Annotated in this window: 17 protein-coding genes; 7 read left to right on the forward strand and 10 right to left on the reverse strand. The window is 68.4% G+C overall.

What is annotated here, in order from left to right; genetic code table 11:
• Window positions 1–110: 110 nt before the first annotated feature.
• A complete protein-coding gene (locus ABZ382_RS21480; RefSeq protein WP_357091374.1) occupies window positions 111–947 on the reverse strand; it encodes a hypothetical protein in 837 nt (278 codons plus the stop codon).
• Between the two features lie 73 nt (window positions 948–1,020).
• Here ABZ382_RS21480 and ABZ382_RS21485 point away from each other — a divergent pair, with 73 nt between their 5' ends.
• Window positions 1,021–1,629, forward strand: a complete 609-nt coding sequence (locus ABZ382_RS21485; RefSeq protein WP_357091376.1) for a TetR/AcrR family transcriptional regulator — start codon at window positions 1,021–1,023, stop codon at window positions 1,627–1,629.
• Window positions 1,630–2,060: 431 nt separating this feature from the next.
• Window positions 2,061–2,930, forward strand: coding sequence for an Ig-like domain-containing protein (locus ABZ382_RS21490; RefSeq protein ID WP_357091378.1), 870 nt, complete (start codon window positions 2,061–2,063; stop codon window positions 2,928–2,930).
• Window positions 2,931–2,952: 22 nt separating this feature from the next.
• Here ABZ382_RS21490 and ABZ382_RS21495 read toward each other — a convergent pair whose 3' ends face one another.
• The 6 genes from ABZ382_RS21495 to ABZ382_RS21520 form a co-directional block, all read right to left on the reverse strand.
• On the reverse strand, window positions 2,953–3,597 hold the full coding sequence (locus tag ABZ382_RS21495; protein WP_357091380.1) for a response regulator transcription factor: 645 nt from the start codon (window positions 3,595–3,597) through the stop codon (window positions 2,953–2,955).
• On the reverse strand, window positions 3,594–4,754 hold the full coding sequence (locus ABZ382_RS21500; RefSeq protein WP_357091382.1) for a histidine kinase: 1,161 nt from the start codon (window positions 4,752–4,754) through the stop codon (window positions 3,594–3,596). The genes ABZ382_RS21495 and ABZ382_RS21500 overlap by 4 nt, the downstream gene beginning before the upstream one ends.
• Before the next feature lie 126 nt (window positions 4,755–4,880).
• On the reverse strand, window positions 4,881–6,089 hold the full coding sequence (locus ABZ382_RS21505; protein ID WP_357091384.1) for an NADP-dependent malic enzyme: 1,209 nt from the start codon (window positions 6,087–6,089) through the stop codon (window positions 4,881–4,883).
• Between the two features lie 477 nt (window positions 6,090–6,566).
• A complete protein-coding gene (locus tag ABZ382_RS21510; protein WP_357091386.1) occupies window positions 6,567–8,123 on the reverse strand; it encodes an FAD-binding protein in 1,557 nt (518 codons plus the stop codon).
• Between the two features lie 51 nt (window positions 8,124–8,174).
• Window positions 8,175–8,441: a hypothetical protein gene (locus ABZ382_RS21515; RefSeq protein WP_357091388.1), complete on the reverse strand. Its 267-nt coding sequence runs from the start codon at window positions 8,439–8,441 to the stop codon at window positions 8,175–8,177.
• Window positions 8,438–9,292 (reverse strand): PHP domain-containing protein, encoded by an 855-nt coding sequence (locus ABZ382_RS21520; protein ID WP_357091389.1) that lies wholly within the window; start codon window positions 9,290–9,292, stop codon window positions 8,438–8,440. Before ABZ382_RS21520 ends, ABZ382_RS21515 begins: the two co-directional genes overlap by 4 nt.
• A gap of 152 nt (window positions 9,293–9,444) precedes the next feature.
• Here ABZ382_RS21520 and corA point away from each other — a divergent pair, with 152 nt between their 5' ends.
• The gene (gene corA / locus ABZ382_RS21525) at window positions 9,445–10,431 is read left to right on the forward strand and encodes a magnesium/cobalt transporter CorA (RefSeq protein ID WP_357092332.1); all 987 of its coding nucleotides are present in this window, start codon (window positions 9,445–9,447) and stop codon (window positions 10,429–10,431) included.
• Between the two features lie 16 nt (window positions 10,432–10,447).
• Here corA and ABZ382_RS21530 read toward each other — a convergent pair whose 3' ends face one another.
• Genes ABZ382_RS21530 through ABZ382_RS21540 form a run of 3 tightly spaced genes read right to left on the reverse strand, consistent with a single transcriptional unit; the run spans window position 10,448 to window position 12,491 of the window.
• A complete protein-coding gene (locus ABZ382_RS21530; RefSeq protein ID WP_357091390.1) occupies window positions 10,448–11,023 on the reverse strand; it encodes a suppressor of fused domain protein in 576 nt (191 codons plus the stop codon).
• 4 nt (window positions 11,024–11,027) lie between these two features.
• Window positions 11,028–11,522 (reverse strand): general stress protein, encoded by a 495-nt coding sequence (locus ABZ382_RS21535; protein ID WP_357091391.1) that lies wholly within the window; start codon window positions 11,520–11,522, stop codon window positions 11,028–11,030.
• Window positions 11,523–11,534: 12 nt separating this feature from the next.
• Complete coding sequence (locus ABZ382_RS21540) at window positions 11,535–12,491, reverse strand: CoA ester lyase (protein ID WP_357091393.1); 957 nt, start codon at window positions 12,489–12,491, stop codon at window positions 11,535–11,537.
• A gap of 61 nt (window positions 12,492–12,552) precedes the next feature.
• Between ABZ382_RS21540 and ABZ382_RS21545 the strand changes: the two genes are divergently transcribed.
• The 4 genes from ABZ382_RS21545 (at window position 12,553) to ABZ382_RS21560 (ending at window position 17,086) form a co-directional block, all read left to right on the forward strand.
• Window positions 12,553–13,878 (forward strand): CBS domain-containing protein, encoded by a 1,326-nt coding sequence (locus ABZ382_RS21545; protein WP_357091395.1) that lies wholly within the window; start codon window positions 12,553–12,555, stop codon window positions 13,876–13,878.
• Window positions 13,875–14,462, forward strand: coding sequence for a DUF1003 domain-containing protein (locus tag ABZ382_RS21550; protein ID WP_357091397.1), 588 nt, complete (start codon window positions 13,875–13,877; stop codon window positions 14,460–14,462). Before ABZ382_RS21545 ends, ABZ382_RS21550 begins: the two co-directional genes overlap by 4 nt.
• A 156-nt stretch (window positions 14,463–14,618) precedes the next feature.
• A complete protein-coding gene (locus ABZ382_RS21555) occupies window positions 14,619–16,043 on the forward strand; it encodes a lytic transglycosylase (RefSeq protein ID WP_357091399.1) in 1,425 nt (474 codons plus the stop codon).
• A gap of 158 nt (window positions 16,044–16,201) precedes the next feature.
• On the forward strand, window positions 16,202–17,086 hold the full coding sequence (locus tag ABZ382_RS21560; protein ID WP_357092335.1) for a lytic murein transglycosylase: 885 nt from the start codon (window positions 16,202–16,204) through the stop codon (window positions 17,084–17,086).
• Window positions 17,087–17,144: the final 58 nt, after the last annotated feature.

Here is a 17,144-nt window from a genome sequence, read left to right on the forward strand (position 1 = left end):
CCTCTTAGAACTCTCCTGCGGGAATCCGTTTTTATGTTTGGTGTTAGTTGTTTTCCGGGTTGTTATTTGCTTATGTGAAACGACCGGGCCCCACGCGCGTTTCGGGACCCCTAGACCGTCGCGGCCAGTGGTGCGGCCGCGATCAGCCAGTTGCTGAACTCCGCGGCCAGATGCCACCGATGCTGCCGGATGAACCTCCCCGGCAAGGTCGCCGGAAACTGAACGGTGAGAAGCGCGTTCAGCGTGCCGTCCTGGTCGCGGAACTGGTGGCGGACGCCGCCGACGACCAGACCGTCATCGAGCACCGCGTGCCCCGCGATCTGAATCGGATATCGCGGGTCGATCGGAACGCTCAGGGCATCGGTCGTGGTGTAGTCGACCAGGAACCGGGTCGGCATCGGCGACCCGCCGGTGGTCTCGACGACTTCCTGCCGTCCGTCGGGCAGCCCGCGGAGCAGATAGTGATCGGGGCAGGCCTCGACCATCTCGGCCTGACGATTGTCGAGGACCAGACTCTCGAACCACGCGGCGAACCGTTCCGCGGAGTAGCCCGGGACCTCCAGGCGAATCGCGGAGTGCGCCGTCCGACCCCGGCTCATCGCCACCCCAGCGCGAGCCATCCGCTCCGACGCGAGCAGATCCCGTTTGAGCATTGCGTAGATCCCGGCATGCCCGAGGCGAATCTTCAAGTCCGTCAATGTGACTCGTTGTTCATCGAGGGGAGCTTCGAGCAACTCCGCCATCGTGCGATCCGGCAGCAGTTCAGCGAGCGCGCGCTCTCCGAGCCGCGCGGCGAGCTTCCCCAGCACGGCACCGGCCCGCCGTGATTCCCACGCCCGCACCTGATCTCGCGCGATCCGCCGGCCACCCAGGTCCGCGCGAATCTCGATGGGCTCGGCCATATTGTGTCCTTTCGTCCCCATCCTTAACGCAAGGAAAGCTAGCATTAAGCCCCGTTCGATAGGAAGGCTAAAGCCAGAATTGTTAGCTTTTAACCTCCGAACCTGTTATGAACAGGGCATGGACCAGCCCGGAGACCGCGACAACCCGGAATCAAGCCCCCGCCGCAGGACCGGAGGCCGGTCCGCCCGAGTCCGCCAGGCCATCCTCGCCGCCACCCTCGACCAGATCGCCGACCACGGCATCGAGGGCCTGACCATCACCGAGGTCGCCACCCGAGCCGCCGTCGCCGAAACGACCATCTACCGCCGCTGGGGCACCCGCACCGCCCTCATCGCCGACGCCATCACCGAACTCGCCGCCGAAGCCAACCCCATCCCCGACACCGGGGCCCTCCGGGAAGACCTCCGCCAACTGGCCCAGCAGATCGCCGACCTGATCTCCCGCCCCGGCATAGCCCGGCTGGTGGGCACCACGGTCGCCCTCTCCCCGGACCCGGAGATCGCGGCCGCCCGCCACCACTTCTGGACCACCCGCTTCGACCAGAGCTCCGAGATCATCCGGCGGGCCATCGGACGCGGCGATCTACCCCCCGACACCACCCCCCGCGACGTCATCGAAACCCTGTCCGCCCCTCTGTATTTCCGCCTCCTCGTCGGCGAGCGCCCCCTCGACACCGCCTTCATCGACCGCTGCGCGGACAACGCCATCACCCTCTACGCCACCTGAACTAAACCGAGGTGCAGCGCCCGGCACCCGTGTGATATCGGTGTGGTGACCGGAAACGGTTCCGGCTCAACATAAAAGTTAGGAACACACATCACCATGGGCGTTCTAGGTGTCCTCTTCACGCTGCTCAGCCAGGCCTTCGGCATCGTGACCAACGGCTCCGCCTACATGAACAGCCAGCACTAAAGGGAGGGGCTGTGCGTCGGCCCCGAATCGGGGCCGGCATGCCCACCACCGACCCACACCGCCGCGACCTGCGCAACGCCACAGGTGGTCAGTCGACCAGAACCGCGGATGATCGAAGACCCATCTGACATGGGTTCATTTCGGAATCGTGTCCGTGGGAGTAAACGGCGTGATCTAATTCCGCCAACTCGGGTGAATCCTGCCTTGATGACGATATCGAGGGCGCCCGGTGCGTGGGAGAAACGATGGTGGACAGAAGTATGCAGCGGGCGGCCGGGTCGGTTGCCGCGTTCGCGGTGGCGGCTGGGTTCGCGGTTGCGGCGATGCCTGGCATGGCCTCGGCCGCGCCCGGGTCGATCACCTGGAACGACGGGAACAGCAAGTTCACCCGGACGGTGTCGAACACCAATCCGGTGCCGGGTGACGTGGTGACCGTATCGACCAAGTTCGAGCGGACCGGGATTCCGGTGGAATACATCTACGCGGTCAAGGACCTGCACCCCGCGTGCCTCACCCCGGTTCCGGGATCGGCCAAGATGGGTGGGGACCAGGTTGACCTGGACTCCATTACCTCGCCCGACTGGGTGCGCGCACAGTTCAGCATCGTGAAATACCCGGTGTACCCGAACATTTCGCCGAAGTCGCAGACGTTCGAGATCCAGTACACCGTCGGCGTCAACTGCGCTCGCGACACCCCGCTGCCGACCTCCATGAACTACAGCGGATCCCTCGGTGACGGCAACTACACCGACAAGGGCCCGGCCATCACCGTGTCCAGCGACGCCGTGTCGACCACCGTCATCACCGACGTGAGCGGCGCCAAGATCAACACCCCGGTCACCCTGGAGGCCACCGTGTCCCCGGCGGCCGCCGGCGGCACCATCCAGTTCAAGGCCGGCGACCAGGTCCTCGGCGACATCCCGGTCAACGCGAACGGCAAGGCCACCATCGTGTGGACCCCGGGCGCGGCGGGCTCGTACACCATCGGCGCGAACTTCTCCGGCCGCACCGGTGTGGCCGCCTCGTCGACCACCAAGGTGGTCACCGTGGCCGACAACCCGACCCCCACCCCGACCCCGACGCCCAAGCCGAGCACCGGGTCCTTCGGATTCTGATCGCCGACACGGACTCGGCCGGCTACCGGCCGAGTCCGTGCTGGTGCGCGAACACCACCGCCTGAATGCGGTCGCGCACACCGAGTTTCGCGAGCACCCGGGACACGTGCGTCTTGATCGTCTCCTCGCCGACACCCAGCGCGGCCGCGATCTCGCCGTTACTGCGCGCATCGGCCAGCAATAGCAACACCTCCCGCTCCCGGGCGGTCAACTGCGCCAGCTCGGGCGGCTCCACCGACGGTGCGATACCGAGCGCGAAACGCGTGGCGAGCCTGCGCGTCATGGACGGGTCGATGACCGCGTCCCCACGCACCGCGACCCGGATCGCGGCCACGAGCTCCTCAGGGGGAAGGCTTTTCAGCAGGAAACCGCTCGCCCCCGCCGACAGCGCCCGGTGCAGATTCGCCTCGCTGTCGTACGTGGTGAGCAGTAGTACCCGGGTGCCGCCCGCGGCGACGATCGCCTCGGTCGCGGCCAAACCGTCCAGCTTGGGCATGCGCACATCGAGAATCGCCACATCGGGATGCGTGCGCGCGGCCGCCTCGATAGCCGCGCGGCCGTCCCCCACCTCGGCCACGCACTCCAGATCGGGATGAGCGTCCACCACCGCGCGCAGGCCGGAACGGAACACCGCATGATCGTCGGCGATCAGGACCGTGATGCTCATGCGACTCCGATCGGGACGAAAACCCGGATATCCCACCGGGTTCCGGAGGAATCGGCACCGTGGACCACGGTCCCGTCGAACAGTTCGGCCCGGCGGCGGATGCCGTCCAGACCGCGATGCACATCCGACCCCGGCGCACGGACGGTGATCGGATTGGTCTCGCGGATCTCCACCGAGCCGGGCCGGTAGACGATTTCGAGCTCGGCCCGCTCGCCACCATGCCGCAGCGCGTTGGTCAGCATCTCCTGCACGACCCGATAGAGCATGACGTCCAGCGACTCCGGCAGCACCGGCGCATCCCCCGAAACAGTCACGCGCACAGTCAATCCGGCGTCTCGCACCCGATGCACCAGATCGTCGATATCGGCGAGCCCGGGCTGTCGCTCACCGTCGTCCTCGCGGCCGTGCAGCAGATCCAACTGCCGCCGCAGATCCACCATGGCCGCCCGGCTACTGGTCTCCACCGCGTTCACCGATCGGGAAGCCGACTCGGAATCACTGCGCGACAAAGCCATTCGCGCCACCCCCGCGTGAATCCCGATCGCGCTCACATGATGCGAGATGACATCGTGCAGATCCCGCGCGATCGCCTCCCGCTCATCGGCCAGCGCCCGATCCAGCGCCGCCCGCTGCTCCTGCCGCCGCAGCCGCTCCCGCTGCTCCAATTCCGCGATATAGGCGCCGCGCGCCGCCGTATACCGGCCCACCAGCCACGGCACCACCCCCGCCCCGAGCGCCGAGATCACCAGCCGCACAGGATTGTTCGTGCCCGCCAGCGCCGCCATCGCGTTCACCGTCAACGCGCCGCCCGCCAGCAATGTCACCGTCATCACCGACACCACCCCGCTCAGCCACGCGCCCGCCTGATACCCGGCCACCAGGAACCCGACATCGAAAACCCTGGCGGTGAGCCCGTAATGGTGCGCGAACACCGCCACCGACACCTTCACCACCACCTGCGCCACCGCCACCGCGGCCGCCGTCGCCGCCGGAGCCGCCAGCGCCAGATCCGCGGCCACCGTGGCCACGGTCAGCACGGTGGCCGCCACCGGGGCCAGGCCGAACCCGCCGCACATCACCATCTGCGCGCCGTCCAGCACGGCCGCCACCGCGGCCACCAGCAGCGACTGCCGGGCCAGTGACCTGGTCACATCCATGGCCGCACGGTACCGCCCGGACCCTTCCTCCCCCATGTGGGGGACGACCGAATCCCGCGCCCGCGAACGCGAAAGGGGCGCCTCGTCGATGACGAAGCGCCCCTTCCGGCTCGGTTCAGCGTGTGATCACGCGACGCCCTCGGCGCGGGCGGCATTGCCCACGGCCTCGGCGACCGCCGGGGCCACGCGCGGGTCCAGCGGGCTCGGGATGATCTTGTCCGCGGACAGCTCACCGGCGACCACATTGAAGATCGCGTCGGCCGCGGCCACCTTCATGCCCTCGGTGATGCGGCGCGCGCCGGCATCCAGCGCGCCCTTGAAGACGCCCGGGAAGGCCAGCACATTGTTGAGCTGGTTCGGGAAGTCGCTGCGGCCGGTGGCCACGATGGACGCGTACTTGGCGGCGACGTCGGGGTGGATCTCCGGGTTCGGGTTCGACATGGCGAACACGATGGACTCCGGCGCCATGGACGCGATGAGCTCCTCGGCGATGGTGCCCGCCGACAGACCCAGGAACACGTCCGCGCCCGCGAGCGCCTCGGCCGGGCCGCCGGTCACATTGCGCGGGTTGGTGCGCTCGGCCAGCGCGGTCTTGTACTCGTTCAGGTCGCCGCGATCCTTGCTCACGATGCCCTTGGAGTCGAGCACGACGATGTCGGAGACGCCGGCGGCCAGCAGGATGTCGGTGCACGCGACGCCCGCGGCGCCCGCACCCGAGACCACGACCTTCATGCCGGACATGTCACGGCCCTGCACCGCGGCCGCGCCCTTGAGGCCGGCCAGCACCACGATGGCGGTGCCGTGCTGGTCGTCGTGCATGACCGGGCAGTCCAGCGCCTCGATGACGCGCTTCTCGATCTCGAAGCAGCGGGGCGCGGAGATGTCCTCCAGGTTGACCGCGCCGAAGCTCGGGCGCAGGCGGATCAGGGTCTCGACGATCTCGTCGGGGTCCTTGGTGTCCAGCACGAGCGGGATCGAGTCCAGCCCGGCGAACTTCTTGAACAGCGCCGCCTTGCCCTCCATCACCGGCAGCGACGCGCGCGGGCCGATGTCGCCCAGACCCAGCACGGCGGTGCCGTCGGAGACGACCACGACCAGACGCTCGGCCCAGGTGTAGGTCTTGGCGAGGGACTCGTCCTCGGCGATGCCGAGGCAGACCTTCGCGACGCCCGGGGTGTAGGCGATGGACAGATCCCGCTGGGTTTCCAGCGGTGCGGTGAGTTCGACCGAAAGCTTGCCGCCAAGATGCCCGGCGAAAATTTCTTCCGTGGTGATGTCGGACAGGTTCGCGCCATTGGACGCGGGGGCCTCGGTGGCATTCACTGCTTCAGTCACGGGTGACACGCTTTCACTCCTGATCGGTTCGGACTCAACCGTTTGACGGTTACCGTTCGGTAATAGCTGTTTTTATGGTTTCGGTGCTCATATATATCTTTTCGCCGCGACGGAATGGTCGACGGCGGCACAGATCGTCGAGCGAGAACCGGAGGGGTGTGTCCGGACGAGACAGTCGGGGTGATCCCGGGTGAACCCGCGAGTCGGAGTTCGTGATCACCGAGTGTCCCGGGCCGGGCGGTGGCTGCGGCCGGGATCGGCCCATTCTGCCAGTCGCTGCGACGGGGTGCCAAATCGACCCCGGGTCCGTCGCGTCGCCTCACCATCGTTGAAGAGTAAGTCAGCCGCGTCACGCGCAGGTGAACGGAAACTCGCTGGTGGGAACCCGAACTCGGATAACTGTCACAACCCGGTCGCGGAGACGGCTGTGAGGTTGTCATGGGGGCTGCTCGACCGATCAGTAACCTACCGCCCGGTTCACGCCGGCGCCGCCTCGGCTACCACGGGTTGCGGTCGTACCCACACGGATTCGAGACCGCCCGAGAGCAACCGTACCCGCCAGTCACTTCCCGCCCCGGGGTGGTCGGTACGCCGATGCATACCCCGGGTCTCGGTCCGGGCGAGCGCCGAATATTTCGTCCAACGCGCCACCGCGAGCAGCGCCGCGGCCTGCCTGGCCCACAGCCGATCAGGACCTTTTCCGCCCAGCGCCAACTCCGCACCCGGCCACAGGCCGTCCAGTTCGCCGATGCTGTCCCGCAGGCTGCCGTCACTCCTCCAGTAGCTGCGCCGCAGGGGCAACGTGTGCTCCTGGACCAGCCCCACCACCGCACGCGGATCCAGGCGGGACTTGTCCCCCAGCCCCACACCCGGCACCGGCCGCGCCTTCCCCAGCTTGCGCCGGGACTCCGCGAAACCGGCGGCGCCGGCGCCCGCCCACACCCCGGACGAAATGGACCACGCACCGTTCTGACCGCCGAAACCGCTGACCGCGCCGGTGATCGGCTCCCGGGTGGTGACATCCCCCGCGCCGTAGAGGCCCGGCACGGTGGTGGCGCAATCCGGTCCCACCAGGCGCAATCCACCCGTGCCGCGCACCGTGCCCTCCAGCACCGCGCCCATCGGCACCTGACCGGTCGGGCTCGGGCCCAGCCGCAGCAGCTCGGCGCGGACCGCCTCGGGCAGCTCGTCCAGCGCGGCGTACACCCGCCGGCCATCGGCGATGGCCGCGAAAGCCTGTGCCCGCGAACCACATCCCTGACCCCACAGCACCGACCGCGATTCGTCGTACAGCGTCGCGAAATGCATGACCTGGTCCGAGGCGAACACCGCCGACACCGGGCGACCCCCGAGCGGCCACGAATCGGCCACCGGGGCCAGCGAATACGCGTTGGAGAACTCCATGCCCGACAGCTCGGCCCCGGCCTCCGCGCCCATGAGCAGGCCGTCCCCGGTATCCACGTCGGTGCCCGCGCCGCCGGAGAGGAAGGCGCAGCCGCCGGTGGCCAGCACCACCGCGCGAGCGCGAACGATCCAGTTGGGCGACTCGCCGTGCAGCGCCACGCCCGCCGCGCCGGAGACCACGCCGTCCTTGTCGGTGATCAGCTGCAATGCCGGATGGTGGTCGAGGATCCGGATCCCCGCGATCACCATGCTGCGCCGCAGCCTGCCCAGATACTTCGCGCCGTCGAGGTAGACCCGCGACGGGCGCTCGGCGTGTTCGCCCTGGAAGTGGAAGCCGCCGTGCACGAGCTGGCCGACCCGCCGGTGTGTCTCCTCCAGCACCCGGTACATCCAGTCCGGTTCACCCAGCCCGCCGCCGTGCGCGAAGTTCTGCCGTACGGCGTCCTCGCGGGCCGCGCCCGACGGGATGTTCCACAGGGTGACCCCGCCCCGCGCCGTCGGTCCGCTGGATCCACAGCGGGCCTTGTCGACGACCAATACCCGCGCGCCCGCGGCAGCCGCGGCAAGGGCGGCCCAGGATCCGGCCGGGCCACCTCCCAGCACCAGCACATCGGCGTCGAATTCGGTCATATCGACAAATGTTCGACGACAGTTCAACTCACCGCAACCGTTATGCGTATTTCAATTCCACCACTGCGCCCACAGCAGATATCCCGCTATCCCGAAAACAACCAAGCATCCGAAAAAAGCGGCAAAACCTTGACGCCTATCCGCATAAATCTGGGCGGCGACAACCGCGAGTGCGGCGGCCACATGCCATGTCACCGACTCCGCTCCGGGGCCCGGAAAACCGCGCCGAGCACCGATGCTCGCGGCCCCGGCGACCGTGACCGCCAGCACCACCGTGCCCCCGGCGACGATCCCGCTCAGACCCCGGAACACCTTCACGCGGTGATCACCGGAACCCCACTGGCTTTGCCCACAATTTCCTCGAATTGTGTTGGGTCGGTGGTGAATTCACCGAGCCGAATGGTCTTGTTGGCGCCGTGGTAGTCGGAGGATCCGGTGGTCAGCAGCCCCAGCTCCGCGGCCAGCCCGCGCAGCACCTCACGGTCGGCCTCGTTGTGATCGATGTGGTCGATCTCCAGACCGCCCAGCCCGAACTCGGTCAGCTCGCGAATGTGGTCCAGCGCCAGCAGCCGCCCCCGCTTGCGGGCGCGCGGATGCGCCACCACCGACACTCCGCCCGCCGACGCCACCATCTCGACCGCCCGCCGCAACGGCGTGTCGGCCTTCTCGACGTAGTACCGGCCGTGCGGGGCCAGCAGATCCTGGAACGCGGCGTCCACCGTCGGCACCACACCCGCGGCCACCAGCGCCCGGGCCAGATGCGGGCGGCCCGCCGACGGGCCCACCGAGGCCATCACTTCCTCCGGATCGATGGGCAGGCCGTCCGCGGCCATCTGCTCGGCCATGGCGCGCAACCGCACCACCCGCTCGGCGCGCAACCGCTCCCGCTCCTGCGCGAAGGACTCGTCGGTCGGATCGAACAGGTAGGCCAGCAGGTGCACCGGCACCGGGTAACCGTCCTCGCCGAGCCCCACACACGACATCTCCATGCCCCGGACCAGCGTCAGACCCGGCGGCAAGGCGTCGACGGCCTCGGCCCAGCCGGAGGTGGTGTCATGGTCGGTGAGGGCCACCACGTCGAGACCGGCGGCAGCAGCCTTCGTGATCAGTTCGGCCGGGGTATCCGTGCCGTCGGACGCGTTGGAATGGGTGTGGAGATCGATGCGCACCCCACCTATCTTGCCTGCGGCGCAAACGATCACCCCGACCCGGGACGATTAGCATCGTTGATGTGTCCTCCTTACCGCCGCTGCCCTCGTTCCACTGGCCCGGGCGGCCCGGCGAACCGGCGCCCGCCAAACCGGCCGCACCACACGGCGCGATCGTCGACTGCGCCGTCTATGTGGACGGACAGCGGCTGTGGGACCACTGCACCTACAAGAACGCCCTCACCGAGGTGCGCGAGCGCAAGGACGGCTTCGTCTGGCTGGGCCTGCTCGAACCCGGCAAGGAGCTGATGACCGACGTCGCCACGACCTTCGGCCTGCACGCCCTGGCCGTCGAGGACGCGGTGCAGGCCCAGCAGCGGCCGAAACTCGAACGCTACGACGACATCCTGTTCCTGGTGCTGCGCACCGTGCAGTACCTCGCGCACGAACGCAACACCGTCGCCGAGATCGTCGACACCGGCGAGATCATGGTGTTCTGCGGACCCGACTTCGTCATCACCGTGCGCCACGGCGACCACAGCCAGCTCGCCGGCGTCCGCAAAGCCCTCGAATCCGACCCCGCTCAACTCGCGCTCGGGCCCGGCGCGGTGCTGCACTCGGTGGCCGACCATGTCGTCGACACCTACGTGACGGTCACCGCCGACATCGAGGAAGACGTGGACGCCATGGAGGAGGAGGTGTTCACCCCTGCCAACAAACTCCAGATCGAGGCGATCTACCAGCTCAAACGCGAAGTGGTGGAACTACGCCGGGCGGTGAAGCCGCTGGCGCTGCCGCTGCAGGTGCTCACCCACGACACCACCCTGCCGCTGCCCAAGGAGATCCGCCGGTACCTGCGCGACGTCACCGACCATCACACCGCGGTCACCGAGCAGATCCTCGACTTCAACGAATCCCTCAGCGCCCTCATCAATGCCGCGCTGGCCAAGGTGAGCGTCCAGCAGAACATGGACATGCGCAAGATCTCCGCGTACGCCGCCATGGCCGCGGTGCCGACCATGATCGCGGGCGTCTACGGCATGAATTTCGATTTCATGCCCGAGCTCCGAGCCCATTACGGCTACCCGATCGTGATAGCCGTGATGCTCGTCCTGTGCGGGATCCTCTACGTCAATTTCCATCGGAACAAATGGCTTTGAGCAACCCCGCGGCGAGCTAGAGGCTCGCCGCCGGACGGGCCGGGTCACGCACATCGATCCCCGCCTCGCCCCAGGCTTCGCGCAGCGCTGCCGCGCCGCGGATCCGCACCCACGCGGCCTCGGTCGCGGTGATCGGCGCGACCGCCAGGAACCGCACCGGTTCGGCCGGTTCGGGCAGCACCACCGGGGGAATCCCGCTCTCGCCCAGCAGGACCGCCGTGAACGGCGCGTTGGCCCAGATCGGCTCGCCCAGGTCCAGCAGCGCGTCCGCCTGCAGCACAACGCCTTCGACCGCGGGCGCGGCCACCAGCACGCCGAGGGTCCGGGTCAGCCCCGAACCGGCGCCCGCGCCGCCGCGCAGGGTCAGCACCAGCTCCGCGCGCGGTCCGCGCACCGGATCGGCGAGCGCCGCCGCCGGATCGGTCATCGGATGCCGGGAGCCACCCAACGTCGAGTAGTGCACGAACTCGCCGTCCGGGATGCGCAGGATGTCGATGGGCTCCAGACCCAGGAACGTCACCGACGCCGCGTCCGCGGACTCCACCCCGAAGTGACCGAGCACCGCGGCCCGGACCTTGTCCAATACCTCCATCGATTCAGATGGCCAGTCTGGCGAGCATGTCGCGCGCCTGCTCGGCGGTCTTCGGGTCACAGAGCACGTCGTAGCGGCCCGCCACCAGTTGCATGGTGGAGGCGAAGTCGCGCTGGCCCCGGGTCGCCGCGTACGGGATGGACGCGGAGATGAGACCGAAGATGATGCCGCCGACCAGGCCGACCACCAGCGGACCGAGGGTGCCGCCGGTGGTGAACATGCTCAGCAGCAAGCCTAGGAACAGGCCCAGCCAGGCGCCCGAAACCATGCCGCCGCCAATGACTTTGCCCCAGGTCAGCCGGTACAGCACGCGCTCGACCTGCATGAGGTCGACACCGACGATGGTCACGCCCTCCACCGGGAACTGGTTGTCGGCCAGATAGTCGACCGACCGCTGCGCCTCCGCGTAGGTTGGGTAGGAGCCGATCGGCCAGCCCGACGGCGGCGTCGGCAGGGCGGGCTGCCGGCCCCGGCTCGCATTCCCCATGGGATTCGTCATGACTCCATCATGCTATTTCGTGCCGACAGGCGCAGGTTCGAAACGCGTGGTCCGCGCCATTCCGGCGGCCCGGCCCTTATCAGCGATCACCTGAGCCATCTTGGCGCTGGCCTCGTCGATCATCTCGTCCCCGAGCATGACCGCGCCGCGCGCGCCGCCCTCGGCCGAGGTGTGGAAGGCGTACGCGTCGAGGATCTCCTCGGCCCGGTCGTAGTCGGCCTGGCGCGGGCTGAAGATCTCGTTGCACGCGGTGATCTGATCCGGGTGCAGCACCCACTTGCCGTCGAATCCCAGGGCCGCCGTGCGGGCGGCGTTGCGGCGGAAGCCGTCGATATCGCGGACCGCCAGGTAGGGGCCGTCGATGGCCTGCAGGCCGTGGGCGCGGGCCGCGAGCAGGATCGTCATATAGATGTGGTGGTAGGCGTCGCCGGGCTCGTAGCCCTCGGGCTGTTCGCCCACCACGAGGGTGCGCATATTGATCGAGGCCATGAAGTCGGCCGGGCCGAACACCAGCGTCTGCACCCGCGGGCTCGCGGTGGCGATGGCGTCGATATTGCGCAGACCCAGGGCGTTCTCGATCTGCGGTTCGATGCCGATCCGCCCGACCGGCAGGCCGTTGGCCTTCTCCAGCTGGGTCAGCAGCAGGTCCAGCGCCTGCACCTGACCGGCGTCGGTGACCTTGGGCAGCAGGATGGCGTCGAGTTCGGAGCCCGCGCCCTCCACCACCGTGATGACATCGGCATACGTGTACTCGGTGGTCCAGTCGTTGACCCGCACCACGCGGATCTGGGAACCCCAGCCGCCGGAGTTGAGAGCCGCCACGATGTTCGCCCGCGCGGCCGCCTTCGCCGCCGGTGCGACCGCGTCCTCGAGATCCAGGAACACCTCGTCGGCGCCCAGCCCCTTGGCCTTCTCGATCATGCGCGGGTTACTGCCGGGTACGGCCAGCACCGATCGACGCGATGTCATGGGTCACTCCTTCTCGTGGCGCGGCGATTCCGACGCGCTGGACCCACTAGCCTTATCAAACATGGCAGCGACGAAGGTTTTCGCCGCCCGGTTGGCGGGCTTGGTGGTACTGGGACCGGACGGCGAGTCTATCGGCCGCATCCGCGACATCGTGATTTCGATACGGTACGACCGTCAGCAACCCCGGGTGCTGGGTGTACTCGTCGAACTGCCCACCCGGAAACGGATTTTCGTGCCCATGCTGCGGGTGCAGGCCATCGAACCGGGCTCGATCACCCTCACCACCGGCACCATCAGTGTGCGCCGCTTCGAGCAGCGGCCGGGCGAACTGCTGGCCATCGCGCAGATTCTCGACTCCACCGTGCGCGTCGCCGACCCCGAGCTCGAGCATCTGGCGGGCGTGGACGTGGTGGTGGTCGACCTCGGCATCGAGCAGGGCCGCACCCGCGACTGGGTGGTGTCCCGGGTCGCGGTGCGCGAACGCCGCCGCCTCGGTGTGGGTTTCGGCCGCCGCGGCGCGGTGCACGTGGTCGACTGGGCGCAGGTGCGCGGGCTCACCCAGACCGAACTGAACATGCCCGGCCAGGACGTCACCCAGCTGCTGGGACAGTTCGAGGGCATGCGGGCCGCCGACGTCGCGCACATGCTGCGGGAACTGCCGCTCAAGCGCCGCATCGAGGTGTCCGCGGCCTTCGACGACGAACGCCTCGCCGACGTGGTCCAGGAGCTGCCCGAGAACGACCAGGTGGAACTGCTCGAGCAGCTCGGTGTGGAACGCGCCGCCGACCTGCTCGAGGCCATGGACCCCGACGACGCGGCCGACCTGCTGGGCGAACTGCCCGCGGGCGAGGCGGAATCGCTGCTGGCGCTGATGGATCCGGAGGATTCCGAACCGGTCCGCCGCCTGCTCGAGCACGCGCCCTACACCGCGGGCGGTCTGATGACCCCGGACGCGGTGGTGCTGACCGCCTCCACCACCGTCGCCGAGGCGCTGGCCCGGATCCGAGATCCCGAGCTCACCCCGGCGCTGGCCTCCATGGCCTTCGTGGTGCGCCCGCCCACCGCCACCCCGACCGGCCGGTACCTGGGCTGCGTCCACTTCCAGCAACTGCTGCGGGAACCGCCGGCGAACCTGGTCGGCGGCATCGTGGACACCGATCTGGTGCAGCTGCGGCCCGATGCCCCGCTCACCGCGGTCACCCGATATTTCGCCACCTACAACCTGGTGTGCGGACCGGTGGTGGACGCGGAGAATCATCTCTTGGGCGCCGTCAGCGTCGACGACGTGCTCGACCACCTGCTCCCCGAGGACTGGCGTGAGCAGGACGAGGACAATCACGATGTGCACGGGATGCCCGTGATCGAAGGGACGGGAGGCCGCGCATGAGCGAACGGCTCGACAAATCCAGTGCGCGCCAACGCCTGGAGACGCCCCTCGAGAATCGCTTCCGCGGCCTGGACTGGGACGCCGAGGCTCTCGCGGTCACCAGCGAGCGGATCGCCCGATTCCTGGGCACCGGCCGCTATCTGGTCATCCAGACCGTCATCGTGGTGGTGTGGATCCTGCTCAACGTGTTCGCGCTGCGGCTGCAGTGGGACCCGTACCCGTTCATCCTGCTGAACCTCGCGTTCTCCACGCAGGCCGCCTACGCCGCGCCGCTGATCCTGCTGGCGCAGAACCGCCAGGACAATCGCGACCGGGTCTCGCTCGAGGAGGACCGGACCCGAGCGGCCCAGACGAAGGCCGACACCGAGTTCCTGGCAAGGGAACTGGCCGCCCTGCGACTCGCCGTGGGTGAAGTCGCCACGCGCGACTACGTGCGCAGGGAACTGGACGACATCAAGGAAACGCTGGTCAGATTGGAGAAACTGGCCGTCGACGGGGAGATCGTCCAGGCGCGGAAGGCAAAGAAGGGTACCGATCGTAAGGCCAATGAGGTCGCAATTTCGGCACAGAAAGATGGCGACTGACCACAGAAGTTGTACCGAACAAGCTGACTCATGGGTAACCTGGATCACGTTGTTCCGAGCGACCGACCCAGACACTGCCGCAGCACACGTGTCACCACGGGGCTCCGGCCGCACGACTGAGGGGATTGTGTGGTGGCGAAGAGAATTTCTGCTCCGGTGACAGCGTCTGCGCTGTTGATAGCGGGCCTGGTCACCGCCGGTTCCGCCACCAACACGACGGTCCATCCTGTCGCCCCGCAGGCCGCGCCGGACGCGTTGCTCGCGGCCTCGGCCGCGCACAACGCGAGTCTGAACACACCCGTCGACACGCCGTCGGATCGGCTCGTCGGACTGGTTCCGGCGGCTCCGGAGGCGCCCCGCAAACTCAGCGCAATGACTCCGCCCGCGGACGGCATGCCGCTCTTCGGCGGCACCGTCCCGCTGCGCGACATCGCCCTGCCCGGCGGCGGCGGACTGCTCGGCATCCCGGAGATCGTGCTGGCCGCCTACCGCAATGCCGAACTGGCACTGCAGTCTTCGGACCCCAACTGCCATCTGCCGTGGTACCTGCTGGCCGGTATCGGCCGCATCGAGTCCAACCACGCCAACAACGGCCGCACCGACGCCGCGGGCACCACGGTCACCCCGATCTACGGTCCGGCGCTGGACGGGACACTGCCCGGCAACGAGATCATCAAGGCCGCCGACGGCAACTACGTACGCGCCGTCGGGCCCATGCAGTTCCTGCCCAGCACCTGGTCGGTGTACGCGGCCAATGGAAAGGGCAGCGGCACACCCGATCCCAACAACGTCTTCGACGCCGCGCTGGCGGCCGGGAAGTACTTGTGCTCGGGCGGCCTGGATCTGGCCGACTCGCAGCAGCAGCTGCGGGCGGTGCTGCGCTACAACAATTCGATTTCCTACGCGGCCAATGTGCTCAGCTGGGCCAACGCCTACCGGACCGGCGGCGCGCCGCAGCAGGTGAGCATCTCGCCGGATCTGGTGCCCAACAACTACGTTCCGGTCAACGGCCCGGACATCACGGTGGCCTCCACGACGATTCCGGCCGGACCCGCGCCGGAGGGCACCCAGCAGACGGTCGTGACCACCACGCCCGGCGCGACCCAGGTGATGATCACCATCGCGGGCCTGCCGCCGATCCCGTGCGGCATCTTCTGCCCGGCCACCCCGGCCGTGCCCGCCAATCCCTGTGAGCAGGTGGCGGTTCCGGCCCCGCAGCCGGATCCCAAGCCCGCCGACACGCCCGCCGAGGACGGCGCGAAGCCGGAGGACGCGCGGCCCGCCGACCAGAAGCTGGGCCCCGACGGCAAGCCGTTGCCGAAGGACCAGCCCATCATCACCACCTGCACCGCGCCGGTGCAGCAGGCGGAGAACAAGCCGCAGGATCAGCCGCAGCAGGGTGTTCAGCAACCGCAGGACCAGCAAACGGTGACGCCCTCCATGACGCCGGAGGCGCAGCCGCAGCCGCCCGCGGACGCCGCCCCGCAGGCCGTCGACCCGACCACTCCGGCGCCCGGCATCACGCTGCCGTTCGGCATCACGATCCCGCTCCCGGCTCCGGCCCCCGCGCCGGTTCCGTAACGAAGGTGTGATTCGCGAGTTTCGGCGCGTCGCTCCGGAACTCGCGTTTGACTAGGCATTCCTTCAAAACCTGAAAGTTGATCACGAAGATGTAACAAGAAGGTCTCGGATGAGGTAACGTGACCTGTGTTGCATCTCCCCGGTATCAACCGATGGCAATGGAGGGTCACCACACAGTGGGTCGTCACCGTAAACCCCCGGTCCCCAGAGTTCGTCGTGGATCGGTCATCGCATTGACCGGGCTCGTGCCCGCAGGGCTCGCCACAGTTACCGGAGCGGGTGATGGCCACCTCACCGACAAGCTCGCGGCAACCTTCCAGCACCAGTTCGGCGACGACGAACAGCTACCCGGCCCGGAGGCGGCCCCACCCGCCGCCCCGGCCCCCGAACCCCTCCTGCACGAGGCCAAACAGGTTGCGCCCGTGGGCCCCCCGGAGATCAAGTCCGTCGCGCTGCCCGAAGGCCGGGTGCCCGCCGCCCGCGCCGCCGGACCGCTCGGCATGCCCGGCATCGCCCACGACGCCTACCAGAACGCCGAACGCGTGCTGGCCGTGGAGAACCCGACCTGCAACATGCCGTGGAACCTGCTGGCCGGCATCGGCCGGGTGGAATCCACGCACGGCTTCGGCGGCAAGGTCGACGAGGACGGCAATCCGCTGCAGCCCATCTACGGCCCGGTGCTGGACGGAAGCCTGTACGGCAACAATGTCATCCAGACCTCCGACGGCGGCGATCTGGACGGCCTGTCCGGCAGCTACCGCCGCGCCGTCGGGCCCATGCAGTTCCTCCCCGAGACCTGGCGCAAGTACGCGGCCGACGGCAACGGGGACGGCATCGCCGATCCGCAGAACATCTACGACGCCACGCTCACCGCGGGCAAGTACCTGTGCTCGGGCGGCCTCGACATGCGTGACCCGGGCCAGCAGACCCGGGCCATCCTGCGCTACAACAACTCGATGGCCTACGTCGCCAACGTGATGGCGTGGGAGACCGCGTACGGCTCCGGCATCGCTCCCGCGGCCGCCGCCCTCCCCCGCATCTGATACCACCCGGCATCTGACATGAGTGTGCCCCGCATCGGGGCGCGAAACCGGCGCTCCT

The organism is Nocardia sp. NPDC005825 (assembly GCF_040630175.1).
GTDB lineage: Bacteria > Actinomycetota > Actinomycetes > Mycobacteriales > Mycobacteriaceae > Nocardia.